The 26765-nt window shown below is 37.3% G+C and carries 16 protein-coding genes and 1 tRNA gene; 13 read left to right on the top strand and 4 right to left on the bottom strand.

The window, feature by feature from the left end; genetic code table 11:
- Nucleotides 1-5811 (bottom strand): FIDD domain-containing protein (locus IEW45_RS13395; RefSeq protein ID WP_188621772.1); only part of this gene is annotated, 5811 nt, incomplete at its 3' end.
- A gap of 431 nt (nucleotides 5812-6242) precedes the next feature.
- On the opposite strand from IEW45_RS13395, the gene IEW45_RS13390 reads away from it, so the two are divergent.
- The 9 genes from IEW45_RS13390 (at nucleotide 6243) to IEW45_RS13350 (ending at nucleotide 19159) form a co-directional block, all read left to right on the top strand.
- Nucleotides 6243-7505, top strand: a complete 1263-nt coding sequence (locus tag IEW45_RS13390; RefSeq protein ID WP_229665955.1) for a putative DNA modification/repair radical SAM protein — start codon at nucleotides 6243-6245, stop codon at nucleotides 7503-7505.
- 2 nt (nucleotides 7506-7507) lie between these two features.
- Complete coding sequence (locus IEW45_RS13385) at nucleotides 7508-8284, top strand: TIGR03915 family putative DNA repair protein (RefSeq protein ID WP_188621770.1); 777 nt, start codon at nucleotides 7508-7510, stop codon at nucleotides 8282-8284.
- A gap of 282 nt (nucleotides 8285-8566) precedes the next feature.
- On the top strand, nucleotides 8567-13450 hold the full coding sequence (locus tag IEW45_RS13380; protein ID WP_188621769.1) for a PKD domain-containing protein: 4884 nt from the start codon (nucleotides 8567-8569) through the stop codon (nucleotides 13448-13450).
- Nucleotides 13451-13518: 68 nt separating this feature from the next.
- A complete protein-coding gene (locus IEW45_RS13375; protein ID WP_188621768.1) occupies nucleotides 13519-15492 on the top strand; it encodes a T9SS type A sorting domain-containing protein in 1974 nt (657 codons plus the stop codon).
- 300 nt (nucleotides 15493-15792) lie between these two features.
- Complete coding sequence (locus tag IEW45_RS13370) at nucleotides 15793-16110, top strand: hypothetical protein (RefSeq protein WP_188621767.1); 318 nt, start codon at nucleotides 15793-15795, stop codon at nucleotides 16108-16110.
- A gap of 98 nt (nucleotides 16111-16208) precedes the next feature.
- On the top strand, nucleotides 16209-17453 hold the full coding sequence (locus IEW45_RS13365; RefSeq protein ID WP_188621766.1) for a pyridoxal phosphate-dependent decarboxylase family protein: 1245 nt from the start codon (nucleotides 16209-16211) through the stop codon (nucleotides 17451-17453).
- Nucleotides 17454-17543: 90 nt separating this feature from the next.
- Nucleotides 17544-18170 (top strand): 2'-5' RNA ligase family protein, encoded by a 627-nt coding sequence (locus tag IEW45_RS13360; RefSeq protein WP_188621765.1) that lies wholly within the window; start codon nucleotides 17544-17546, stop codon nucleotides 18168-18170.
- A 63-nt stretch (nucleotides 18171-18233) separates the two neighbouring features.
- Nucleotides 18234-18310: transfer RNA gene (locus IEW45_RS13355), tRNA-Ile, on the top strand.
- A gap of 291 nt (nucleotides 18311-18601) precedes the next feature.
- A complete protein-coding gene (locus tag IEW45_RS13350; protein ID WP_188621764.1) occupies nucleotides 18602-19159 on the top strand; it encodes a hypothetical protein in 558 nt (185 codons plus the stop codon).
- Between the two features lie 19 nt (nucleotides 19160-19178).
- On the opposite strand, the gene IEW45_RS13345 is transcribed toward IEW45_RS13350, so the two are convergent.
- Nucleotides 19179-20168: a sterol desaturase family protein gene (locus IEW45_RS13345; protein WP_188621763.1), complete on the bottom strand. Its 990-nt coding sequence runs from the start codon at nucleotides 20166-20168 to the stop codon at nucleotides 19179-19181.
- A 192-nt stretch (nucleotides 20169-20360) separates the two neighbouring features.
- On the opposite strand from IEW45_RS13345, the gene mce reads away from it, so the two are divergent.
- From mce to IEW45_RS13325, 4 genes are all read left to right on the top strand, one after another.
- A complete protein-coding gene (mce, locus tag IEW45_RS13340) occupies nucleotides 20361-20762 on the top strand; it encodes a methylmalonyl-CoA epimerase (protein WP_188621762.1) in 402 nt (133 codons plus the stop codon).
- Between the two features lie 72 nt (nucleotides 20763-20834).
- Nucleotides 20835-21227 (top strand): 30S ribosome-binding factor RbfA, encoded by a 393-nt coding sequence (gene rbfA / locus IEW45_RS13335; RefSeq protein ID WP_188621761.1) that lies wholly within the window; start codon nucleotides 20835-20837, stop codon nucleotides 21225-21227.
- Between the two features lie 15 nt (nucleotides 21228-21242).
- Entirely contained in the window at nucleotides 21243-22448 is a 1206-nt protein-coding gene (locus IEW45_RS13330) for an ABC transporter permease (protein ID WP_188621760.1), read from the top strand.
- A gap of 205 nt (nucleotides 22449-22653) precedes the next feature.
- A complete protein-coding gene (locus tag IEW45_RS13325) occupies nucleotides 22654-24066 on the top strand; it encodes an MATE family efflux transporter (RefSeq protein WP_188621759.1) in 1413 nt (470 codons plus the stop codon).
- 227 nt (nucleotides 24067-24293) lie between these two features.
- Here the strand turns inward: IEW45_RS13325 and IEW45_RS13320 are convergent, their stop codons facing one another.
- Entirely contained in the window at nucleotides 24294-25379 is a 1086-nt protein-coding gene (locus IEW45_RS13320) for an FUSC family protein (RefSeq protein WP_188621758.1), read from the bottom strand.
- A 2-nt stretch (nucleotides 25380-25381) separates the two neighbouring features.
- Nucleotides 25382-26374 (bottom strand): tRNA dihydrouridine synthase DusB, encoded by a 993-nt coding sequence (dusB, locus tag IEW45_RS13315; protein ID WP_188621776.1) that lies wholly within the window; start codon nucleotides 26372-26374, stop codon nucleotides 25382-25384.
- Between the last annotated feature and the right edge of the window lie 391 nt (nucleotides 26375-26765).

Raw genomic sequence — 26765 nt, 5'->3', positions numbered from 1 at the left:
ACCAGGGTCTAAATCGGTGCCGAGTACTTCTCCGTCTTTGATGGTTAGGTCAAAGATTGCCTCTCCGTCGGTGTCGTCACTGCCGTTGTCGCACAGCTCGTAGTCGGTGGGTGTTGAAGCTTGCGGACGAGGATTTACATTTAACTGTAGCTCTACTACTGTATAACAAGTATTTAATATATCTGATTGTATTCTTATATACACTGTTTGAACATTAGCTTGCACATTGGCATAGGCTGATGTATTTTGTATAGGATCATTATTAAAGTCTGCATCAATCATTGTTTCATGTACTGATGCTGATACATTTGGCTGACCTGCTAACGCCTCCTGTACTGCAGGGTCTAGATCGAATATTCCATGTCCTAAATCATCAATACCACAAACATATAATGGTGCAGGTTGATTAAAGGTTGGTGTATTTACTATGGTTACTACGAAATCACTTTCGCTTGTACAAACAGGGTTTGTATTTGTTTCTCCGTATATATATATAAGAGATGTTTCTGTTATTACTGTTCCGGCTGGTAACATTGTGCCTGTACCTCCCTGACCTGTGTAATAATTACCTACTGCAAGTGGCTCTAATACATAGTTATCACATGAAGGGAAATCTGCTATCTCGTCAACATATATTGAATTTATAGTTATTCCGAAACTATGCTCTGTTGCACAGGTTACCTCATCATCTCCTGTAGCTGCATATACATATACTATTTGTGATGATGTAATTATATCGCCTGCGTTAAGCATTGTTCCTGTACCCCCTGTACCCGTGTAATAATTACCTACTGCAAGTGGCGGAAGCTCATATTCAAAACATTCTGTAACATCCTGTATTGAAGTATCTACCTGAGGGGTTTCGAATATTGTTATTACAAATTCATTCTCATCATTACAGTTTACTCTTCCTCCTAATTCAGCATATACGTAAAGAGTTTGTGAAGCTGTTATTATATCACCTGCTTCAAGCAGTACCTGACCAGGCTCATCAGGACCTCCCGGCAATTCATAGTAATCTCCTATTTCTAATTCGGGCAGCGTATAACTATCACATGCGGATACTGCACCATCCTCAGGATTATCAGCGGTAATACTGTATATATCTATATCAAAACTATTTTCACTAAAACAGTTTGGTGTAGTTCCCGATTCTGCATAAATATACATTGTCATAGAATCGGTTATCACATCTCCTTCAAAGAACTGCTGTTGCCCTGCAACATTAGGTCCTCCTGAAAGTAAGTAATAATCACCTACCACTAATGCATCTAGTATATATTCATCACATCTTTCTACAGTAGAACGGGCATCTACAATAGGAGTATCATATATTACTACATCAAAACTATCTTCTATTGCACAGTTTGGAGTCGTTCCTGTTTCTGCATATACATATACTGTTTGAGTTGATGTAATTAATTCACCTGCATTTAATAATGTTCCTTGACCATTCGGCTCAGTATAATAATTTCCTACTAAGATTTCAGGTAACTCATAAGAATCACACATTGCATCCAAAACAGGTACAGGTGCAAGTACAGGCGTATTGTTTATAGTTACTGTAAAAAAGTTATTATCTGTACAGTTTACAGGGGAATTCATTTCTATATAAACATAAATATCCTGTGTTGTTGTTATATTATCTCCTGCAAAAAGCTGTGTGCCTGTTCCTGCAGGACCTGTATAATAATTTCCTACAGGTAACTCCGGTAACTCATAGCTATCACAGGTTGTTACATCAACAGGTGCCTGAGGGTTAATAAACACTGTAAACATATGTTCTGCAGCACAATTAGGATCTCCCCCTGTTTCTGCATATACATAAACATCTGTAGTTCCACTTATTACTTGTCCTTCTGCAAGTTGAGTACCGGTACCGCCAGGTCCTGTATAATATTCTCCTACAGAAAGCGCAGGCAGTGTATATGTGCCACAAGAACCTACATTACCCGGAGTATCAATATCAGGAGAAGGTTTAATCGTTACTGTAAAACTTTCCTCATCTGTACATACGGGAGTTGTATTGGTAGTTGCGTAAACATAAATTGTCTGGTCTGTATCTATTACATCTCCTGCAAAAAGCTGCGTTCCTGTTCCACCTGGTTCTGTATAATAGTTCCCTATAGTTAAAGCCGGTAATACGTAACCTGACTCACAAACCTCAACATCTTCAAACTCTTCAAGTTCAAAGTCACTAATTACTATATCAAAACTGTTATTTGCAAAACAGTTAGGATTATCAGAATTAACAGAATACACATATAAAGTTGTATCTTCCGTAATTATGTCTCCTGCGTTAAGCATTGTACCTGTACCATCTGCTCCTGTATAATAGTTTCCATTTGATAATGGCGGCAAGGTATATTCCACACATGAAAATACATCTTCAGGACCATCGACACTAGGAGTGTTGGTTATTGTTACTGTAAAGTTATCATTATTGGTACAGTTAGCTCCAGAAGTCACTTCTACATACACATATATTATTTGGGTAGTAGTAATTTCTGTTCCCGGTGCAAGCTGTGTTCCCCCTCCCCCAGGTTGTGTATAATAATCCCCTAAATCCAATTCAGGCAATTCATAACTATCACAAGCATCAACATCTTCAGGAGCAAGAGAACCATTTATGATTGTTATATTTACACTCTGCTGAGCCGTACAGTTTAATGTACCTCCTGCTTCTGAGTAAACATATATAAAATCACTTTCAGTTAATTCTGTTCCCTCCGGCAATAAAGTACCTGTCCCTAAAGGATCAGTATAATAATTACTTTCTGCATTTAATGGCGGTAAAGTATAACTACCACAAGCAACAACATCAGGAATAAAATCTAAATTCGGTGAAGGATACACTACTACTTCAAAACTGGATTCGTCACTACAAAATGGTGCTTGTGTAGATTCTATATATATAAATATTGTTTGTGAAGTTGTAATGACCGTACCCGGAGAAAGCTGTGTACCTTCCCCTCCTGACTGAGTATAATACCCCCCTGCAGGAATTGCTGCTAATTCATATCCGTCATTTTCACACACCTCTATATAACCCGGGTTATAATCATCGGCTTCTATTATAACAACCTGAAAAATACGTTGCCTTGCACAGCCAAAAGAATTAGTAGCCCAAGCATATATTGTTTGTGAAGCTGTTATTTCGGTGCCCGGAGGAATTATATTCCCCTGCCCTCCTGACTGAGTGTAATAATTAGCTCCGGAAGGTAAGTTATCAGGCAAAATATAACTCGTACATGTAGTAACGTTCGGAATAAAATCTATAACAGGTAAAGGATTTATTGTCAACTCAAAACTTTCCTCATCAGAACAAGCTCCATCTGAACTTGACGCATATACATATATAGTTTGTGAAGATGTTAGAACAGTCCCTTCTGCAAGCTGTGTACCGGTACCACCAGCTCCTGTATAATAACTACCTACTGTAAGCTCAGGTAGTACATAAGTACCGCATCGGGTAACATCTAAAATTTCATCTATTTGGAAATCGTTTATTACTACTTCAAAACTTTCCTCTGCATTACAGGCAGGGTTATTTGTATTTTCAGCATATATATAAATTGTTTGACTGGTAGTTACCTCAGTCCCTCCTGTAAGTTGTGTCCCACCTCCGTTTGCTTCAGTATAGTAGTTTTGGTCTGCAGGTAACACAGGTAATATATAAGAACCACATTCTTCAATATCTCCAGGATTACTAATAACCGGCTCTTCTGTTATTGTTACAGTAAAACTACTGTCTCCTGTACATTCTGCTGCTGTAGGTATATAGAAATAAACAACTTGTGTAGCAGTTATTTCAGTTCCTTCGGGAATTTCTCCTCCTGTACCATCAGGACCGTTATAATAAAACTGTCCTGAAGGAAGATCGGGCAGAGTATAACTACCACAAACTGAAACATCTTCAGGAGTTGAAGTTACCGAGACTATCTCAATATCAAACTCTACCTGGCTGGCACATGTAGTACTTCCCTGCTGGTTTTCAGCATATATATATATAGTTTGTGAAGCTATTATTTCCTCTCCCTCAGCAATCATACTTCCTGTTCCTCCTGTTCCTGTATAATAACTCCCTGTGGTAAGGGCAGGTAATATATAACTGTTACAAGCAAAAACATCATCAGGTTGTTCTAAATCAGGTAGTGGCACTACCGTAAGTTCAAATGAAGTAACACTATAACAGTCTTCATTAGAGTTTCTTTGTACACGTGCATATATTGTTTGGGTTGTACCCACATAACCACTCGGATTCTCTATATGATCTACAGCGTCATCAGCATCTTGCTGAGATGTATAATATAGTATTGTATTTTCATTTACAGGTTGCAACCCTAATATTGTTCCGTTTAATATTGAAAGATCAAAAATTGCTTCTCCCGAACCTTGAGTTTCTTCACAATTCATTAAATCAGTAGGTTGATTTGCAGTAGGCGCTTCAACTGTTAATAAGTCAAAAGGCATAATAACATAACAACTACTGTTATGGCTTTTTACCCTCACCCACACTGTTTCACCTGCCGGGCTATTATAAGTTGTACCAAGCCCTCCTGTACCATCATTTGCCTCTGTTTCAGTAGCGTGATAGGTTACTATAGTTGCTGGTGGCAGCCCTTGTTTTACAACAGGTGTATTTTGTGATAAATCATAGGTATACGAGGCACTTCCATCATTACATGCGTATAAATCATTTGGTGCTCCCGGAGTTAATTGGGAAACATATTCTATTACTATATCTTGGGATGTAGTACAACTTGTTCCGTTTAAAGTTACCTCAACGGCATAAGTACCCGGTTCGTCACCTGTTATAACAGCACCGCCCGGTATAGGGTTATTATTTCTTGTCCAAGCAAATGTATAGTCTGATTCATTATCACTAAGTCCTGTATCAAGTGTAAAGGTATCTCCTTCACATAATGCTGTATTATTATTAGATGTTAAATCTAAACCTAATACTACCTGCCCTAAATTAAAACCTCCCTGAGGGAAAAATACTGCAGAGTCATACTCCCCATCAGTTCCGTCAGTATCACCATCATCAGCTACTACTATTTTTAGATGATAAGTATCACCCGGCACTAAAGTCGCATTAGCTGTAAGTTCAACTGTACGTCCCTCATAATTTATTGGTGCCGTTGCTCCTGCTCCACCCCCGTAAAAAGTTCCGAAATACTCAGGATTAACTGAAGTACAATCAGAGTTGTTTATCATGTCTCTTATATTACCTACAGAAACAGGATCTCCGTTTGGTAAAACAGCTACGTTTTGTGTTGGTGTACCTGCTGTTGTATTAGTAAGCAATATAATCACACCGTCGTTAGACTCACATTGGTACTGACCATATTCCTCTGAAGCAAAAATGTATTCTATAGAAAAAGTAGAATTTGCCGGGATAAAATCAAACTCAAGTACGGTGGCATTTTTAGAGTTTATACCAAGAATTGTACTTATATCTGCATCTCCAACCCATGCAGGTGAACTAAAACTGGATGTATTAGTATTAGGGCCTTGTGCCCCAACCGCGTTACCGGAAGTTAATAATGCACCGGAGCCATAAGGAAAAGCACCATTAGTGTTGTTAAACGTACCAATACCATTACCTTGTGAGTAACCAAAATCAGTTCCTGTACTTTTAGTAACATTAGAAACCTGAGCCAAACAAGAATAATTCAGCAAGGTATTGTTAACTAATTGATTGTTTGCCGCAGCGTTATTCTGAGGGTGCGGCGTAACCGATATACCCTGTGAAAAAACGTTTAAAGAACAAACTAAAACTGCTAAAAAGAGTAAACTTCTTTTCATAATTTATTTATACACCTAATTTATATATTAGGTAGGGCTTTAGCACCCTACCCCCCTAACATAATGTTTTTATTGTCTACCTGAGATTTTACGAGCGGCAAATATATAACTAAATACTATAACTGCCTTTCCCAGTGAGTTTTGGCTAAATTTCGGCGAAATAGTTGTATTAACCTTACAATTGTAACCTAAGTTAATGTTTTTTCTGAAAAAATTAACAACTCTGTGCCAATAACAAAAATTCACCATTTAAATACTAAAGCGCTTTGTTAAAGCGCAAAGCTAGCCATTACACCATTTAACACCCAGTAAAATCGACAATACACAATTATAACAGCTAAATAACAAAATTCCCTAACCTTAGTGATTTATTAAATCGTTAACTATAGATTAACTAAGATTATTTTCTTATTTTTGAAGAAAATAATACTATTATGTTTGACAGAATAAGAGAAAAGCTAAGTATTTTAGCCGATGCAGCAAAATATGATGTTTCATGTTCAAGCAGCGGAGGCAACCGAAAAAACACTAACAAAGGCATAGGTAACAGTAGTAATGGTATTTGCCATACCTATACAGAAGATGGCAGATGTGTGTCTTTATTAAAAATACTACTTACCAACCATTGTATATATGATTGTGCTTTTTGCGTTTCGCGAAAAAGTAATGATGTAAAAAGAGCTGCATTTACCGTTCAGGAAGTAGTAGAACTTACTATGAATTTTTATCGCCGTAACTATATTGAAGGTTTATTTTTAAGTTCAGGTATATTTAAAAATGCCGATTTTACTATGGAACGCTTAGTTAGAATAGTAAAAAAACTACGTACCGAAGAACGCTTTAACGGCTATATACACCTTAAAACTATACCAGGTGCCAGCGAAGAACTGCTTAAAGAAGCTGGTTTGTATGCAGACCGAATGAGTATTAATCTGGAAATGCCAACAGAAACAGGGCTTAAGCTTTTAGCTCCGGATAAATCGCATGAAGATGTAAAAAAACCGTTAGGCTACATTCAAAACACTATAACACAATATAAAAACGAAAAGAAAACAGGTATTATTAAAAGTACTCCAAAATTTGTACCCGCAGGGCAAAGCACCCAAATGGTTATAGGCGCAACACCTGAAACAGATATGGAAATCATGTATAGTGCTGCTACTTACTACAAAAACTTCAGTCTTAAGCGGGTATACTATTCCGGCTACATACCCATAAGCCACGATAACCGTATGCCCGCCATAGGCAGCCAACCTCCTTTATTACGTGAAAACAGATTATACCAAACAGACTGGTTAATGCGTTTTTACGGTTATGATGTAAGGGAATTGCTTAACCCTAACAACCCACACCTGGACACCGATATAGACCCAAAATTAAGCTGGGCATTACGAAATATGGAGCATTTTCCTGTTGATATTAATAAAGCTGACTATAATTTAATACTCCGAATTCCCGGCATTGGTGTAACCTCAGCAAAAAAAATAGTTCAGGCACGAAAGTTTGGCAGGCTACGCAGCTACCAACTTCAAAAACTTGGAATTGCTTATAACCGAGCCAAACACTTTATAAAATGTGCTGATTCCCCATACTCACTTAACGAGCCTGACCCGTTAATTATAAAGAATCAAATTTTAGCCGAAAGTAATAGCAAATATTTAAAAATAGCACAAAACCAACTCAGTCTTTTTTAGGAATGATAATTTTTGTTTTCGATGGTTCATTTAATGGTTTACTATCTGCTGTTTTCGAGTTTTACGAGCGTAAACCAAAAACAGTAAAACTGGTATGGCAAAAATATCACCAACCGGCACTTTTAGATGAAAGCACTCTAGTATATACTGATGATACTAAAGCGGAACGGGTATGGAAGGGACTTGAAAAAAAATTATCTAAACAAGGTTTAGAAATGTTTTATAAAGCATACCTATCTGAACAGCCTGAGGTTTTACAAAAACTATTTGACTTTGCCCGTTATATTTTTGACAACCCTAAAGGTGCAGAACATAACTTTGGGAACCCTTATGTTTTAGCTATTGCTAATGCAACCCGAAAAGTAGACCGGGAAAAGCATCGAATGAAAGCTTTTATACGCTTTCAGAAAACAGCGGATAATGTTTATTACGCTCCTATTGAGCCCGATTTTAATGTACTCCCGTTAATAGCTACTTTTTTTAAAGAAAGATATGCAGACCAACACTGGGTAATTTACGACATAAAACGAGAGTACGGCTTATATTATAATTTAAAAACCGTAACCCAAATTAATTACGAATTTATAGCAGGAATAAATACATCTAAAATAAAATTACCTGAAGAGGTAATAGATGAGACAGAGCTACTTTCATCTACTTTATGGAAAGATTACTTTAAGAGCACCAACATTCCCGAACGAAAAAACACAAAACTGCATTTACAACACGTACCAAAACGATATTGGAAATACCTTAACGAAAAAGAAGGTGAAAATTAAATTCGAAACAATAATACTTACTGAATATCAGACGTTTAAATATTAAAAACCGAAAAATAAAACTTCAATAAAAAACAAAAAACATTTTGTTTTATAAAAATATAACAATATAACATTAAAATGTTATAACTAAGCTTAACCCCTACTAAGCTTAAAGAAAAAGCATTTTTAATAAAATTTATGAAGAATATTCACAATTTTGTGTTTTTTACTTTATATCATAATATTTATTTTTATAAACGATTACACATAAAATAATTGTCCAACTAAATTATTATTTTCATGAAAAAACATGACGTTATTTCACGAAAACGGCAGTGTATGCTGTTTTTGTGCGCCCTCTTTGGGCTAATGACCTTTGCGGGCAAAACCTACGCTCAGCAAGCAATCACAATTACATGGGATTCAGAGACAGGATGTCTCGTTTATGATGACAAAAGAGAAAAATTTGTCGAAGAAGAAATTGTAGATGGTGACTGTGTTCGCGTATGCGAAGGCAGTACCGTTACCTATACCTTAACGGGTAACAGCAGTACCTGGACCAACACTACATGGAATGTATCCGGCGGTACTGTAGTAAGCTCTAATATTACACAATGTGTAGTAGACTGGGGCAGTGCCGGATGGGGCTCTGTAAGTGCAACTGTTACTGACGGCACCCAAGTGTATGAAGAAGAGGTTTGTATTGAAATCATTACCTCGCCTGAGGCGTTATTTGGTTTAATGCCGGATACCAGCAAACAAATTGTGGAGGTATGTCTTGAAGACGTACACGAATTCGTTAACCTTTCTAACACTAACGGTGGTACTGCATTAATGTCCTACTATTGGGATTTTGGTGACGGTACAACATCATCGGAATTTGAGCCTTCACACCAGTATATGAACACCGGAGGGTATGAAGTAACACTTACAGTAACAAACCTTTGTAACTGTACTTCTACTTACTCCATGAAGGTAGAAGTTGTAGAAGGGGGCTTTGAAATTGAGTGTCCCAGTGTAGTTTGTGAAGGCGAAGTTGCTACTTATTCTGTACCTGACTACATTGCCGAAAAATGCCATGCCTTTAATTGGCATATTATAGGAGGAAACTTTTCTCCTTCGTCTAATCCAAACGGACCTACTATTGATGTAGTATGGGATAATGTAGACGACAGCGGCTTTGGGTATATAATATTTGATGGCTCTGACTGTGAGATACCTTGTAAAGGACCATTTACTATTAAAGTTCCTGTGGTTAAAAACAACGGATTTATTGATGGTGAAACAGTAGTTTGTACTAACGGTCAGTACGTATACAAGTTACCACAATGGCCTTCTACTGACTTTAACTGGACGCTTGCAAGCGGAAGCACAGGTGCTACCATTATAGAGAACCAGAACAGAAATGAAATTGTTTTACAAACAGATAGTAATGCGGGTACTGTAGTATTAAATGCTACATATACTAACACATTATTAAACTGTGGTGGTACAGCAACATTAACTATAAGCATTAGACCTCGTGTTGAAATTTCAGGACCGGATGCTGTATGCTTAAACAGTAACGAAGTATACAACCTTCCTGCCGGTTATAGCGGTAACTGGGTATTAACAGGACCGGGCGGTACTGTTACAGGTTCGGGTAACTCATTCAGTAATACATTTAATACCTTAGGGCAGTACAGCCTTTCTGTAACAGGAAGTACTTTCTGTGAACCGGAAGCATATAAAATTACCGTAGTTGATAAAGAACCTGCTCCTGATGCGATAATAGGTCCTGATGAGGCATGCGCAGGAACTCCTATAGATTATTTCGTTTTAAATACCGTTCCCGGTACTGTAATCGGCTGGGAAGTTGTAAACGGAACTATTAACGGTAGCTCTTACGGAGATGCGATTTCAGTTACATTTACCGGTCCGGGACCTTATATTGTAAGAGCATGGAGAGAAAGTAAAAAAGAGCCGAATTGTCCTTCAAATAAAATTTCAAAAACAGTTACTGCTCCAAACATAACATTAAATATAGATGGTTCTAATGTAGTATGTGCCAGTAGCTATGAAAACTATGAAGTAGACTTTACTGATGGCGACACTTATACATGGAGTGTTGACCCTGCTACAGTAGGTAGTGTTAGTAGCGGACAAGGAACTACACAAGCTGAAATACTTTGGAACCAGTTTAACTATCCTGGCGCTAAGGTTATTGTAGCGGTTGAAAAATGCGGACAAACGTATACACAGGAGTTTTTAGTAGATGTGTTAACTACACCTAGCGTTAGTTTTGTTAGTGCACCTGCACAAATATGTGCCGGTAACACTGCTAACTTCCAGCTTAGTTCAGGACTTACAAGTGGTACTATAACATGGAATTTCGGAGATGGTTCTCCTGAAGTGACAACTTATGCTCCGGGCGGGTTAAGTGTAAGCCATAACTACAGCAATACAGGAGGCCCTTCAGTAAGCCATACTGTAACTGCTACTATTGACGGACCAAACGGCTGTCTTACTCCTTTGGTTTTAAACCATACTATAAATGTAATTCCTGCTCCTGTAGCAAGTATTACTCCGGCAGGAAGATATAAAATATGCCCTGAATCTTCACTAAACGAAACTGTAACGGTAAACATTCAAGGCGGGTTAAGTGGTATTACAAGTATTGAATGGTTTAGAAACGGCACATCAATACAGGGACCAAATATGGATCCGGACATTGTAGTTACAAGCTACGGTTCATATTACGCTGTAGTTACAGGACCGGCACCTGACTATTGTACAACTACTACAAACACTGTAAGATATGAAGGAAATTGTGGCGGTAACCCTTGTACAATAACCCCGACCCCTACTGTATCAGTATCGGCAGTTAATAACTGTGGTACAATTACAGCAACAGGTAGTGCATCTCCAACACCGGATGATATTACATGGATTACTCCATCAATTCCTGACTCTCAAACTACAAATAATACTACAGGTACATTTGTATACAGCGAAGCAGGACAATATACTATTTATTACAGAGCAACTTACGGTAGTTGTACTACAACCCGTAGCACAACAGTAACAGTACCCTATATACCGGAACTGAGATATAGTGTTACTTGTGGCAGCACACCGGGCACATATGATGTTACTCTGCTTGATAACTCTAACTATTTCCCATCTACACCAATTACATCATGGGATTTCTATGTAAACGGGAACCAACAAGGCTCAGGTACTTCAAATTCTGAAACAGTAACACTTGCACCTGGTACATATACACTTGATTTAACTATACAAGGTAGTGGTTACCCTGCTTGCAGTACACCATCTGTTAGTTTAGTTTTACCAAATATGCCTGATGCTAACTTTACACATGATGCACCACGATGTGAAGATGCAGTTATAAGTTTCCACCCTACTACTATAAATCCTGATTATACTTACGCATGGGAGCTTGAACCCGGAGTACCTAACTTACAGGTAGAACCTGAAAGAGTATATAACCCAGATAGCACTTACCCTGTTACACTTACAGTTACTAATCAGTACGGTTGTTCCTCTACAGTTACTCAGAATATAACTGTAACACCTAACAATTTACAAGGTGTACTAAGCGGAGGAACATCAGCATGTGAAGGTTCTACAATTACGCTTACCTATACAAATACAGGGTCTATTACTCCGCAAACACTTAAGTGGATGAGGGGTAGTACTTTAGTAGCAACTACAACTTTCCCATCTGTTACTTATACTGCAACCGCAGGAGGTAGTTATTGGGTTAAAGTAGAAAGTGCTAACGGCTGTACTTATGAAACTGACCGAGAAACAGTAACATTTATTAAGCCGCCGGCTGCTAATATTGATGGTCCTGATGAAGTATGTTTATATGAAGAGTATACACTTACTACAGACCAGGGTGACCCAACTACAGAATACCGTTGGTATAGAAACGGTACACTTCAGCCTGGGTATAACAACCAAGTTAGTATAACAGAAACACAGTCTGTTACAGGAACATATACTTACGAGGTTGTTGCACAAATACCTGACGGAAATGGTGGTTACTGTACAAATAGCGATACGCATACTGTAACTATTAACCCATTACCATTACCACCAAGTATAACCAGAACACTTATAAGTTGTGATCCATACGTGTTTAAGCTTGAAGCTACAGCTTCCGCTCCCGGTACATTTACATGGAGTAACGGTATGGATGGAAATATTATATATGTAAACCAAGGAGGTCCGTACCAAGTAAGGTACACCAACGAATCAGGATGTTCATCTACCCGTAATATAGATGTACCTTATGATCCTGCTATTCACTTCTGGACTGTACCAACAGGTTGTTACAGTATTTGTGAGCAGTTCCTTCAGGATGCTTCTATACTTTCAGGTCCGAACACACCATATGAGAAATGGGTGTGGTACAGAAACGGAAACGATATAATGTCTGGAAGTAATAGTCTTGTTGCTCCTGTAAATCTTGGCACATACGGTTCAGGTACTTATAGCTTAGTATTAGATAACGGTTATTGTGATAAGGAAAGTGGTGATGTTAATATAGAAATCAGCGAAAGATGTCGTGAATGTAGATTCAAGGTTGAAGTAAAAGACATTAAACCTATTTACGATGATAAGAAAGGATATTGTTACTATGCGGTAGACTTCTTTATAGATAACCCATTCCCGTTCCCTATCCAAATCACAATAACAGCACCTAACGGAGACGGTATATTTATACCATCATCAATAACGGCAGCACCAGGAGGAAACGTATATTCTGTAATAATGATTCCTACAGGTTCTGCAGGAGGAAGTGTAGAAATATTATTCGAAACAACAATAGAGGGCAAGTATTGCTTCCTTATGAGAAAATATGACTTCCCTGACTGCCCTAACCGTGGTAAACGTCTTGCTGTAGAAGAAGGTGGTAAAGAAGTAAACTTACTACTATCTCCAAACCCTGCACAAGGTAAAGTTGATGTTCATTATGACTTTGCAAGCAGCTTGGATGGCGATAGCCGTACAATAGAAATATACAGCCTTATGGGTGTACTTATGAACAGCCAGGAACTTAAAAATGTTAAAGGTTCATGGTCTGCCGAATTAAGCAGATTCCCTGCCGGACAGTATATTGTAATTATGAAACTTAACGGAAGCGTTCTTACCCAGCAAGCATTAATTGTGGAGTAAAAACAAATTCTGTAATATAATTAATCCAGCCGGGGCACATTAGTGCTCCGGCTTATTAACTTTTAACTATGACAAAAAATTACTTTAACCTAAATAAAAGGCATACAGCTTTTTATTGCTTAGTAGCAGGTTTACTTTTTTCTTTAAACACTCAGGCACAATCATGGCAGTGGGGTAAAAGTGGTGGCAGTTTTGAAGATGTTCAGAACAATGAAGAAACCACATCAGTAGTTACTGACAGTGAAGGGAACAACTATTTACTTGCTCCGGTAGGTGTTAACGGGTTGCAGATAGATGGTATAAATAAAGAAGCGTATGGTGGTAAAGACTTTGCCATAGCCAGTTTTTCCTGCAACGGAACTTACAGGTGGTCTAAAATAATAGGTGGTGAGGGTAATGACGAAATACAACGCCTGCAAACAGATGCTGATGGAAATATATATGCTGTTGGTAAAATAAGCAGAACATCTGAGGCTTATTTTGGAGGAGAAACGGGTTTTGACTTGGTACTGCCCAGTACACCTTCTACACAAGATACAGAAAAGCAAAACTTGTTCTTAGTTAAATACAGTCCTGAAGGCACATTACTTTGGGTGCGTTTCCCTCAACCGGAAAACATAAGTTTTATTGACGCTTTAGCAAACAGTCACTCTATGGATTTTCAGGCAGACCCTGACGGCAACAGCTACTGGCTTTGCCTTGTCCCTCCCGGACTATACGGAGGAGAATACAACAATGAAACAGAAGGAAATAATATGCTTATTTTTAAATATGATTCCGAAGGAAATTTTACGGGTGCTCATCCTATAGATTTTAATACATCGGGCAGTTACCCTTATTTAAAAATGGTGTATAGCCAAACCCTTGGTAATTATTACATAGCAGGTTCTTTACCTTTTAGTGTTACAGCACCTACTATAAACGGAATACCTGTAGAAAACACCATGTTTATAGCAGGGTTTGATAATATGGGAAATTTTATCTGGAAACACGAAAACAATAATAATGAAGTGGGACAAATAAACGATATATGCCTTGATAATTCAGGAAACATATATGTTACAGGAAAAACAAATAGCGGAGATACTATGGCAGGCGAATTTATTGGTCCTGACAATAATAGTAACGGACAATATCCTGTTTTAATAAAATTTAATAGCAGTGGCGACATACAATGGGTTAAAAATACTCAGAATAGTGCAGGGTACCCTGCAACTGCTATTACCATAAACGGAAACGAAGTAGCAGTAGCCGGTTATGAAAACGGAGTACAATGGGGCGAGTATACTTACGAGACAGAAGAAAATCGCGGTAGTGATGCTTACTTTGCCAGTTTTAATAAAGAAAACGGAGAAGTGATTGACATGCATAAAATTACCGGTGCTTTCGGTGCTTTTGACTATGCTACTACCCTAACCGCTGATAGTTATGGAAATTATTATTTAGGAGGCAGGTTTGATGCTGAGTTATATGTAGGTGACGATACCTTAACAGAAAATGCGCAGGGCTGGGACTTTTTCTTAGCAAAATACGGCAGTAATAATTGCGATTGTGAATTACCTACCCCATCTTTCGGGTATGCACCACAAGATGAAAACAGCGGAATGGTTAACTTTACCTATACAGGCTCTACCGGTTATGAGAGTATTTCATGGAACTTTGGCAACGGAGATACTTCAACTGAAGAAAGCCCGAGTTACACCTATAGCGAAGGTGGTACTTATAATGTTTGTGTTACTGTAACCAATAGTTGCGGAAGTGAACAATACTGTACAGATGTTGAACCCACCCTTTTACATGATTCGTTTTCTAAAAAAAGTATAGAAATATACCCAAATCCGGTTACCGATATTTTTATAATTACAGCCGAAGAGGAAATAAATTATACTATACATACTGTTTTAGGAAATAAAATATTAGGCGGTACTACCACCGAAAAACAAACTGCAATCAACATGAGTAATTTGCCTTCAGGTTGGTACTTACTTACCCTACAGAGCAGTTCAGGCAGTCATAAAACTATAAAACTCATAAGAGAATAGCACTTAACTGCGTAATCCATTAAAAAATCCCTGCAATTTGTTAGCAGGGATTTTTTATTTTAAAGGAAGTTCAAGTATATACTAATCAAAACTATACAGTTAAAATATTAATAAAAATTCAGTTAATAATTATAGACAAAGTATAGACACACAACATTTCATAACAAAAATCAGCTAATCTTGCTTAAATTGCAACTATAAATACTCCCTCCCGAAAATTACAATTTTAATATTACTAAACTAATGTCTCTTTTGTTTCGTACTGAAGTTTTAAAGCGGAGTATGTGTATATTGTTAAGAATGGAACGGACAATTAAGCTAAACCGTTTTACATATCTGCAAGATGTTGAGAGTAAAGATACCTTAATTATCAGGTATAATTTTGATAATGCTTTGTGGTACGAAATTAATGGGAAAAGAACAACTAAAGAGCGGTTTGCGATTTATAAACCCGAAAAAGGAGAAAGTATAGTAACAATAACAGTAAAAGGTTTTTTCACTCAAAAAATATATACTGTAATAGTAAAAAATAATAAAGTATACATACCGGGTGTTTGCATTCCCGCTAAAAACAGAAGTGATAAAAAGCTTTTTAGTCACACAAAAATAAAAGCATAAAACAGTAACTATTTCAGCAATAGAGGCAAATATGATATAAATCATTTATTTAAAACCTTTATACTCTTTAATTTGCATGCAAATTAAAACAAAGAGCAATGAAATACTGGAAAAGATTAACGAGACAAAAAAGGCTTGAACATATACAAAAGGCACTAAGCGAGAATGTAAACTTCTCTACAGATGTGTCTTTAGGGTACCCTGCTTCAAAACTAGACGGAAAGGTTTTTAATGAAGACGCACCCTTTTTAGCAGATGCTCCTGTATTACAAACCTTTGTAGCAAATCCTAATCATATAGGTTGTCACACTTTCGGTACATCAGAAAAAGCATTTAAAGGTACTCAGGAAATTGAGCGCGAAGTACTGTCAATGATAGCAGTAGATATATTTAAGGCGGGGGCCGATAATTTTGATGGGTATATTTCTCCGGGGGGAACGGAAGCTAATATACAAGCCCTTTGGATTTATCGTAACTACTTTATAAACAAGTATAATGCTAAGGCTGATGAAATAGCAATACTGGCCTCTGAAGACACGCACTACTCTATCCCTAAAGGATCTAACCTTTTAATGACAGAGTGGCTTAAAGCACCGGTTGATTTTAAAACCCGTTGCATTGACACAATAGCTTTAGATGGTTTAGTTGCGAAAGCGCAAACAGAAGGTAAAAAATATTTTATAATAGTAGCTAACATGGCTACTACTATGTTTGGTTCAGTTGATGAAATTAAAGATTATACTGATGTAATGGAGAAGTATAACCTTAATTATAAACTTCACGTTGATGGAGCTTACGGAGGGTTTATATACCCTTTTAGTAATGAAGAAAACAGTATGAACTTTGAAAATGATGCTGTAAGTTCTATTACTATAGATGCTCATAAAATGTTGCAGGCACCCTACGGAACAGGAATTTTTGTTTGTAAGAAAGGGCTCATTGAAAATGTGTTAACTAAAGAAGCTGAATATGTAGAGGGTATGGACTTAACACTCTGCGGAAGTCGCTCGGGTGCAAATGCTGTTGCCGTTTGGGTAATACTTACCACCTACGGACCACATGGCTGGGCAGAAAAAGTAAATACCTTACTGATGCGCACGAACTGGCTTTGTAAAAAGCTTGATGAAATGAATATTGAATATTTCAGAGAACCAAACATGAATATTGTAACCATTCATGCTGAATATATCCCTGAAAATATTGCAGAGAAGTTTAACCTTGTTCCGCAAAAGCACGATGTTACTAACAAATGGTATAAAATAGTAGTGATGGATCATGTAGAAACAGATGATTTAGCTGCTTTTATAGAAGAATTGGAGGAAGAAATTAAAGTAAGGAATTAGAAAAAAACCAATATAGCCCCCTTTTCGGGCGGTACACCGCCGCCCACCCCTCAGGTTGTTTAAGTATATTTACCTTTAAAAAGTATTTATATGGACAACAACCTTTATTTTATAGCGTTGCTACCGCCCTTTGCTGTGGCTGAAGAAATTAATATTTTTAAGCACTACATAGCACAACACTATAACAGCAAAAGGGCGTTGCGCGTTATGCCACATATAACACTAAAAGCGCCGTTTACTTTGCCCGTAACGGAGCATAAAAATGTTTTAACGTGGTTTAAAAACACAACTATAAGCCCTGAACCTTTTACAGTGTCTTTAAAAGGTTTCGGGGCTTTTATTAATGAAAAGAATCCTGTTATTTATATAAAGCCTTTGCTAAACAACTCTCTATCTTTACTTCAAAAGGATATAATTCTTGCTTTTAAAGAACAGTATAACGACTTAAAAATATCCTATACTGAACAAAACTTTAGCCCCCACATTACAATTGCCTATCGTGATTTAGACTACACACAGTTTGAAAAGGCATGGAAAGAATTCAAAAATAAAGATTACACCAACAAATTTCCTGTTAACAGTATTTATTACAACACAATGGCAAGCAATGGCTACCTATTGCTGAAAAACTATTACCTGAGTAAATTACCCGACTATGAGTTCTATTTTTTTTACACTGTATGTCAACAGCTTATCAATTATTTTAAATTACTATAAAATTATCCTCAAAAAATATTTGCACCATATAAAAAATAGTAGTAATATTGCAACCTCAAAAGCGGTCCTATAGCTCAGTTGGTTAGAGCACCTGACTCATAATCAGGTGGTCCCTGGTTCGAGCCCAGGTGGGACCACCACAGAAAAAAAAGCCTTTACATTGCTGTAAAGGCTTTTTTGTTTTTATACCTATCTAAAAGTGCTTCTTATATTGCTAAACCTTTAATTATTAGGTTTAATTATTGAAACCCGGATTATATAGCTAACTGATTTATATATAGCATAAAAATCACAAAAATATTTGCATTAAAGTCTATTTTAGATTTAAATATTAATATTTTTGATAAGATATTATCAGTTTTAATAAAAGATTAATTCTTTGAATAAAAGAACAATAAATTTCTGGTATTCAATAAGTAAACCTGCTAAGCATGAGAAAAAATTTTTATATCCTCATATATATAGTATTATTAATTAGTTGCTCGGAAGACGATGAAGGAAATATTAATACAACAGGAAAAGCTATCGCTACTGAAACAGTAAAAAGTGAAGTTCCACGTGACAGAATAGTTTACAATACTTTTTCTAAAATTGAAACTGAATCACTGGAAAATCTGATTAATTTATACAAAAAAGACATTAGCACAGCAGAACAAGGATACATGACCAACCTTAAAAACATGTGGTTTGCTATCCTAAAAGACAAACTGTTTAAGGAAGGTACGGAAGAACAAAAACTGTTTTTTATTAATGAGCAACTAAGCGTTGAAAACAACCTATTTGCTATTAATGAGTTTTATTCGCTTGTGCTCAACTCAAAACTATTAAGCAGATCAGAAAAAGAAAGTATAACTAAATCTTTTTACAACAAAAACAGTACTGCTATCAACAGTATAGACTGGAAAACACCACAAGACAAAAAGAAAAAACAAGGGGAATTGGTTTATGCAGCCAGAACCTCCGGGCTTGTTTTCAATACACAACAATAATTTTCTTGGCTTGTCTAAGCTATACCTCAACCGTTTCTGTTCTGGTTTTTAATTTAACTTTAGATTGTTCGTTAGTTTTCTTTGCAGTATAATGAAGTTGTTTTAATTCTTCCCTCATTTGCTTAACCGTTTTGGTACTGCCATCGTGGCTCCATCCCGGTGGTCCGAAAACATACATAAACTTATGCCTCCAGTTTTTAGACTTTTTCATGTCCTGCCAAATGTTAGCATATTCGTGCGTTAATATCACATAAGGATTATAGGACTCAGGTGGAGTAGTTACCCCAAACTCAATATCTATATTCTCGTCATAATCTTTCCATGTACCAAACATTTTATCAAAAATGTTAAGGAACCCCCCATGATTTTTATCCATATACTCAAGGTTTTTAGAGTGGTGCACTTGGTGCATACGGTGGGTATTAAATACCTTCTCTATAAAGCCCAGTTTAGGCACATATACCGAGTGTAACTGAAATTGCCATAACGACTCTATACCTAAACATACTACAAGCATTTCCGGCGGAAACCCTATAGCGGGAATCCACATATAAAATAACGGTTTGTAAAACAGTGTAAACCAACCGTTACGCACCGCAGTACCCAAATTAAAATTATGCGAGGAATGGTGTACTATATGTGCTGCCCAAAAAAAGCGAACCATGTGGTTTTGCCTGTGGAACCAGTAGTAACTAAAATCGTCTGCCAGTTGACACAATAACCACACATACCATGCATACCCAAAAGACTCCCATCCGAAAATATTGGTACGAACACCATCTACAACAGGGTTAAAAAGCTCATATACAAAAGTAAAAACCACAATTGCCGTTACTGTTTTAAGCAACGCAGCAAGTATAGCCGAACCTAAACCTATACTAAGGCTGGAACCAAGGTCTTTCCAGTTGTAAAGGTCTTTTTTGGTTGTAAGTTTACTGTAGCTTAGCTCAAGTAATATTAAGCCTAAAAAGCATGGAACTCCATACACTAAAGGGTTTGTAAAATCCATTAAAAGATTAAATGTTAGTTATAGCAATTTTTATAAAGTTATTATTTTATAAATAACTTACAGAATATTTGCTAAAGGTTTAGTAGAAGTTTAACGACTGTCGTTAACCATGAATTCTCAAATATAAGGTTTTATAAACAGTATGCCTGCTAAAATTACTATTTTTACAAACCAGCAAACAAAACAACCACAATGAGAAAAATAGAACATATAGGCATTGCCGTAAAAGATCTTGAAACATCTAATCAGTTATTTGAAAAACTATTTGGAGCACCTGCATATAAAACAGAAGAAGTAGCCAGCGAAGGGGTTAAAACATCATTTTTTATGAATGGTCCTAACAAAATAGAATTACTGGAAGCTACTAACCCTGATAGCCCTATAGCTAAATTTTTAGAAAAGAAAGGCGAAGGCATACACCATATAGCTTTTGATGTTGAAAATATAGAAGCAGAAATAAAACGCCTGAAGGAAGAAGGTTTTACCGTACTTAACGAAACACCTAAAAAAGGCGCCGATAACAAACTGGTAGCATTTCTGCACCCAAAAGGCACAAATGGCGTATTGGTAGAGCTTTGCCAGGAAATAGCGTAAAAAATATACTAAAAACATACTTCGCCGTTTTAAAAAAACACGGTACAACTATAAAATGAGTACTTTTGCAGTATGGAAACGAACAGGCAAAGAAAAATAGGCAACCTTTTACAAAAAGACCTTGTAGATATACTACAAGGTGAAGTACGTAAAAACGGCATAAGCAACCTAATCATATCAATATCAAAAGTTAGTGTAACAACCGACCTTTCTATCGCTAAGGTTTATCTTAGTATTTTCCCTTCTGAGAAAAGTGCAGATATACTGGAAGGAATACGCTCTAACGCGCCACTTATAAAACACGATTTATCGCAACGCGTAAAATCGCAACTGCGTAAAGTACCAAATCTAATATTTTATGTAGACGACTCTCTGGATAAAATAGAAAAGATAGACAAGGAGCTTAAGGGAGAGAACAACCCAATTACCAACCCGGACCTACTGGAACGTCGTAAAAAACTATAATAAGAGCCGTATAATTTGAGTTTTCCTCTTTACATAGCTAAACGATATACTATAAGCAAAAGCAAAAGTTCTGCTGTAAATATTATCACCATAATTGCAGCAATAGGTATTGTGGCAAGTACTGCCGCACTGTTTATTATTATGTCGGCGTTTAGCGGGTTGCGGGAGTTTACAGTGTCGTTTACCAACGCTATAGACCCTTCATTGAGGGCTACAGCCACAATGGGTAAATCGTTTACTATTACACCCGAACAGGAAAGCAAAATTAAAAACATAGAAGGCATTACAGGCTACAGCAAAACAGCCGAACAACGTGTACTTTTCTTTTTTAAAGGAAAAGAACACGTAGCCTTTATGAAAGGGGTAGACAGCGTTTACCCTAATGTAACCCCGATAAAAAAACACCTTATTGCCGGCAACTGGATGGAGCCCGAAACCTCTCAGGCGGTAGTAGGCTACGGTACAGCATCAAAACTGTCTATTGGTTTACTCGATTTTAATAACCCACTGGAAATTTACGTACCAAAACCGGGCAAAGGACTTATAAACTCTGCGGAAGACGGATTTAAAAAAGCAGCGCTTACACCTATAGGCTTCTACTCGGTTAACGATGATATTGACAGTAAATATGTTTTTATGGATTTAGGCTTGGCTCAGGAGCTGCTGCAATTCAAGAAAAACCAAATTAGCGCAATAGAATTCTCTTTAACCGAAACCGCAAATGAAAACGAAATAAGAGAAAAGCTAAGCACTATTTTTAACGGTGAAATAACCCTTAAAAACAGGGCGCAGCTAAACGCATCGTTATACAAAATGCTAAATGCGGAAAACCTTGTTACGTACCTGTTTTGTTCGCTGGTAGTTATAATGACGCTTTTTTGCCTTGCCGGTGCGCTTATTATGCTTATACTGGATAAAAAAGAAAACATTAAAACCCTGTTTAGTTTAGGTACTACGGTTAAAGAACTTCGTAATATATTTTTATACCAAGGTATATTTATTACTACTATAGGTGTTGTAATCGGTTTAATAATAAGCATCGGGGTAGTACTGGCTCAGCAACACTTCAGCCTTATTATGCTTACGCCTACACTGCCCTACCCTATACAGTTTAATTTTATGAATATTTTTATAGTAATTGCTACTATATACGTATTGGGTGTGCTGGCATCTTGGCTGGCTGCTGCCAGAGTTAATAAAAAACTGCTTGAAAATTCATAATAAGTTCATACTGAACTAAAACATTTTGTTTTATATTTGCGCCATACGCTTACGAATTATGATAGTATTTGCCGTCCGCACAAAGTAATTGAGTGCTTTGTTACCACACAATTAAGGGACAACCACTTTTCGCAAAACACATTTTAGGGCAACTGTACTTTACTTGTCCTGTATACTATTATTAATTTATTTCAACAATTATACAATGTCACAAACCATTCAGGGGAAAGGCAAAATCTCCCGTTTTTTTATATTATTACAACAATCGCTTAAAGGCGGTAATATAGACTTTACACAGGGCAGCATACGCAGGGCGGTACTTTTACTTGCCATACCCATGATGCTCGAAATGATGATGGAATCGGTGTTTGCACTGGTAGACCTTTATTTTGTAGGACACTTGGAAAACAGCAGCTTTGCGGTACAAACCGTAGGACTTACCGAGTCGGTACTTACCGTAATATATTCCATAGCCATAGGTATGAGCATGGCAGCCACCGCAGTAGTAGCCCGAAGGGTTGGTGAGAAAAACCCCGAAGCAGCATCGCGTGCAGGTATGCAGGCTATAATAGTAGCCGTAGCCGTTACCCTTGTTATTGCTACACTGGGTTTTATATACGCCACCGAAATACTACTTATAATGGGTTCCTCTCAGGCATCGGCTGAGTTTGGTACTAGCTTCGTTCGTATTATGATGGGTAGCAGCCTTATAATTATGCTGTTGTTTCTGTTTAACGGTATCTTCAGGGGAGCGGGTAATGCCGCCATAGCCATGAAAAGCCTTTGGATAGCTAATATTTGCAACATTATACTGTGCCCTGTTTTTATTAATGTATTAGGGTATGGGCTTACCGGTGCTGCAATAGCTACCACTGTAGGAAGAAGCATTGGCGTTGCCTACCAACTGTACAACTTGTTTAACGGTAAGGGTGTTTTAAAAGTTGCTTTATCCTATTTTAAACCTGACTTTAAACTGATTAAAGACTTGATAAAAATTGCAACCCCTGGGGTAATGCAGTTTGTAATAGCATCGTGCAGTTGGATATTTTTGGCGCAACTGGTAGCTACTACAGGTGGCGATGAAGGTTCGGCAGGGTACCAAAGCGCACTGCGTATTATGATGTTCTTTTTACTACCCGCATGGGGGCTAAGTAATGCTGCCGCTACCCTGGTAGGGCAAAACTTAGGTGCAAACCAAGTAGGGCGTGCAGAGCGTTCGGTATTTGTAACGGCAAAGTATAATGTTATATACATGGCTGTTATTACCGTTGTTACCTTTCTTGCTGCCGAGCCTGTTATGTGGTTTTTTACCAACAATGCCAATGTACATGATATAGCGGTACAAGCTATTAAAGTATTAAGTGTTGCTTTTGTATTCTATGGTGTAGGAATGGTACTTATTAATGCTTTTAACGGGGCAGGCGATACTAAAACCCCTACCCGCGTTAACTTTGTTTGCTTCTGGCTTTTCCAGATACCGCTAGCCTATATACTGGCAAAAGTTTTAGACTTAGGACCACTGGGGGTGTTTATAGCTATACCGGTTTCGGAAACAACAATAACGGTAACCAGTATTATACTTTTCCGCAGAGGAAAATGGAAAGAAACTAAAGTGTAGCTATCTATACTTGTTTTTCCTTCTTAACTGATAATTTTTTATAGGCAAAGTAAACTAAACTTATTACATAAATTGCTATTAATGTTGATTTAAAAACAACATCAGCAGAATTAAACAAGCCTACTAATAAAAAGATTGTAGAAACAAGAAATCGGATAAACATTTTAAGTGTTTTTTTAGTTGGTAATCCAAATATAATAATAAAGGCCTGATTAAACATCAGGCTTTTATTTTGTTTTAAACTTAGTTCTTTCAAAAACAAAAAAGACTAATAATGATATGCCGACACCAATAAGTGTATCTATAATTCGGGTATTTACAGTTGCCATCATATCGCCTTTATGCCCTATAGAAGCTATACTTAACGCAAGGGGTGTAATAAACATAAGTGCCAAAGCATAATGGCGCATTACTACAACCTCAATAGCAAATTGTAATAACAGTACTGTAAATATAAGCCCTAACCCTTGCGGATTAACCATAAGTATAAACCCATAAAGTACTACTCCCAGTAAGGAGCCTCCCATTCTGTGGATTGCCTTTACTACTGTAAGCCTTACCGAGTAACTTACCTGCAATATAGCTATTACTGGAAGTACTATCCAGTAAATACGTTCTTCTTTAAACACCCATGCCAGTAAAACGGCCAGTGTTACCCCCGCTACCGTACGAACGGTAATTCCTTTTGAGGTTTCATCAAACTTTAATCCTGAAAACAATTCAGAAAAGGGTTTATCAGCAGTATCACTTTGCTTTTTTTCTTTAAATAACAATGTAGAAATAACCACTACCAAATAGGCTACAACGGAACCAAATCCTACAAGCGCAGGATACATTATGGTTGGTATACCTTCAGTATCAGGAATTGGGGTCGATGCTATTTTACCTACTACGGCAGCTACCAAAACCATCATTAACGGTCCCGGAGGTCCCAGCCTGTACCCCAACATAAATATACTACTCAGTACAGTAACCAGTAATACACACAGCATTTTAAGCCAAACAGCTCCTGCCATGTAAGCACCCAGTGCAGCCGAAGCTGTAATACACAATAAAATTAAAGGGAGTACAACCAAACGTTCTTTTCGGCTGAGTTGCGGGCAATGTAATGCGGTTAACGCACCCAAGCCGGCAATAAACCCCATGGTTTGGTTGCCTAAAAAGTATACAGTTAGTAACGGAATACCCATAGCAAAAGCAGCTTCTATACCTACACGCCAACGCCAGGGTTTATCGTTTAGCGAAACAATATTTTTTAATTCCTGCTTGGCTTTTACAACTTTCCGTTTGTTTTTTAATGAAGCTGCTGCCACCGTTACGCTGGTTTATAATCGGCAAATTTTTCCAGCACCTCATCCATAACAGCATATACATCGTTAGGGTTATCATGTGTAACCATACGCTGCCTGTATTCTTTAAAATGCGGTATACCTTTAAAGTAATTGGTGTAATGCCTGCGGGTTTCAAATACCCCTACGCGCTCCCCTTTCCAGTCTATAGACCATTTCAGGTGATTTCGGGCTGCTTCTACCCTGTCTTCAACAGTTGGTGCAGGTAGTACTTCTCCCGTTTTAAAAAAGTGTTTTATCTCGTTAAATATCCAGGGGTAGCCAATAGCGGCGCGCCCTATCATCATACCGTCAAGACCGTATTTATCTCTGTATTCCAATGCTTTTTCAGGGCTGTCTATATCGCCATTCCCAAAAATAGGAATATGAATACGCGGATTGTTTTTTACTTTGGCAATAGGCTCCCAGTCGGCTTCACCTTTATACATTTGCGAGCGGGTACGCCCGTGTATGGTTAATGCCTGTATACCTACATCCTGTAACCTTTCGGCTACTTCGTATATATTAATAGAGTTTTCATCCCAGCCCAAACGGGTTTTTACCGTTACGGGTAACGATGTACTTTTTACCACCGCTTCGGTAAGCCTCACCATAAGGTCTACATCTTTAAGCACACCGGCACCAGCACCTTTGCATACCACTTTTTTAACAGGGCAGCCAAAGTTAATATCTACAATATCAGGGTTTACAGTTTCTACAATTTTTGCCGACATTGCCATTGCTTCCTCATCACCACCAAATATTTGAATCCCCACAGGGCGTTCGTAATCAAAAATATCCAGTTTTTGGCGACTCTTCATAGCATCGCGTATTAACCCTTCCGATGATATAAATTCACTATACATCAGGTCGGCGCCATGTTCTTTACAAAGCCTGCGGAATGGAGGGTCGCTTACATCCTCCATAGGAGCCAGTAATAACGGAAATTCCGGCAATTCTATATTTCCTATCGTAACCATCTTCTTCATTTGCTGCAAAATTACAACAATTTCTAATAGTAGTATTTAGCCTCTGTAATAGTTAATACTATTTTTCTATATCAGCATAAATTAATACAATTAACAAACTATAAAAACCCTACTTTTTGCGCCTACATTTGTACTATAAATAAAGAGAATTACTCGACCCCCAAGAATAATTCAAATTACCATTGCTATTATTTCACAACACTTGTCGCAGCCCCCTCGAACAAGTGTTTTTTTATATAAAACAATTGTTAAATAATTAAACAACAATGTTTTATTACTCCATTATTAATATCTTGCCCTGCTTTAAAAAATAATATTACAACTATTGTTTTACTTGCTACAGTAAAATTAAGCGCATGAAAATCCCTATTCATGCGCTTTT

The organism is Flavobacterium suaedae, assembly GCF_014642915.1.
GTDB lineage: Bacteria > Bacteroidota > Bacteroidia > Flavobacteriales > Flavobacteriaceae > Flavobacterium > Flavobacterium suaedae.
Note: the sequence above shows the minus strand (reverse complement) of the source record. Positions and strands in the feature narration are given on the sequence as shown.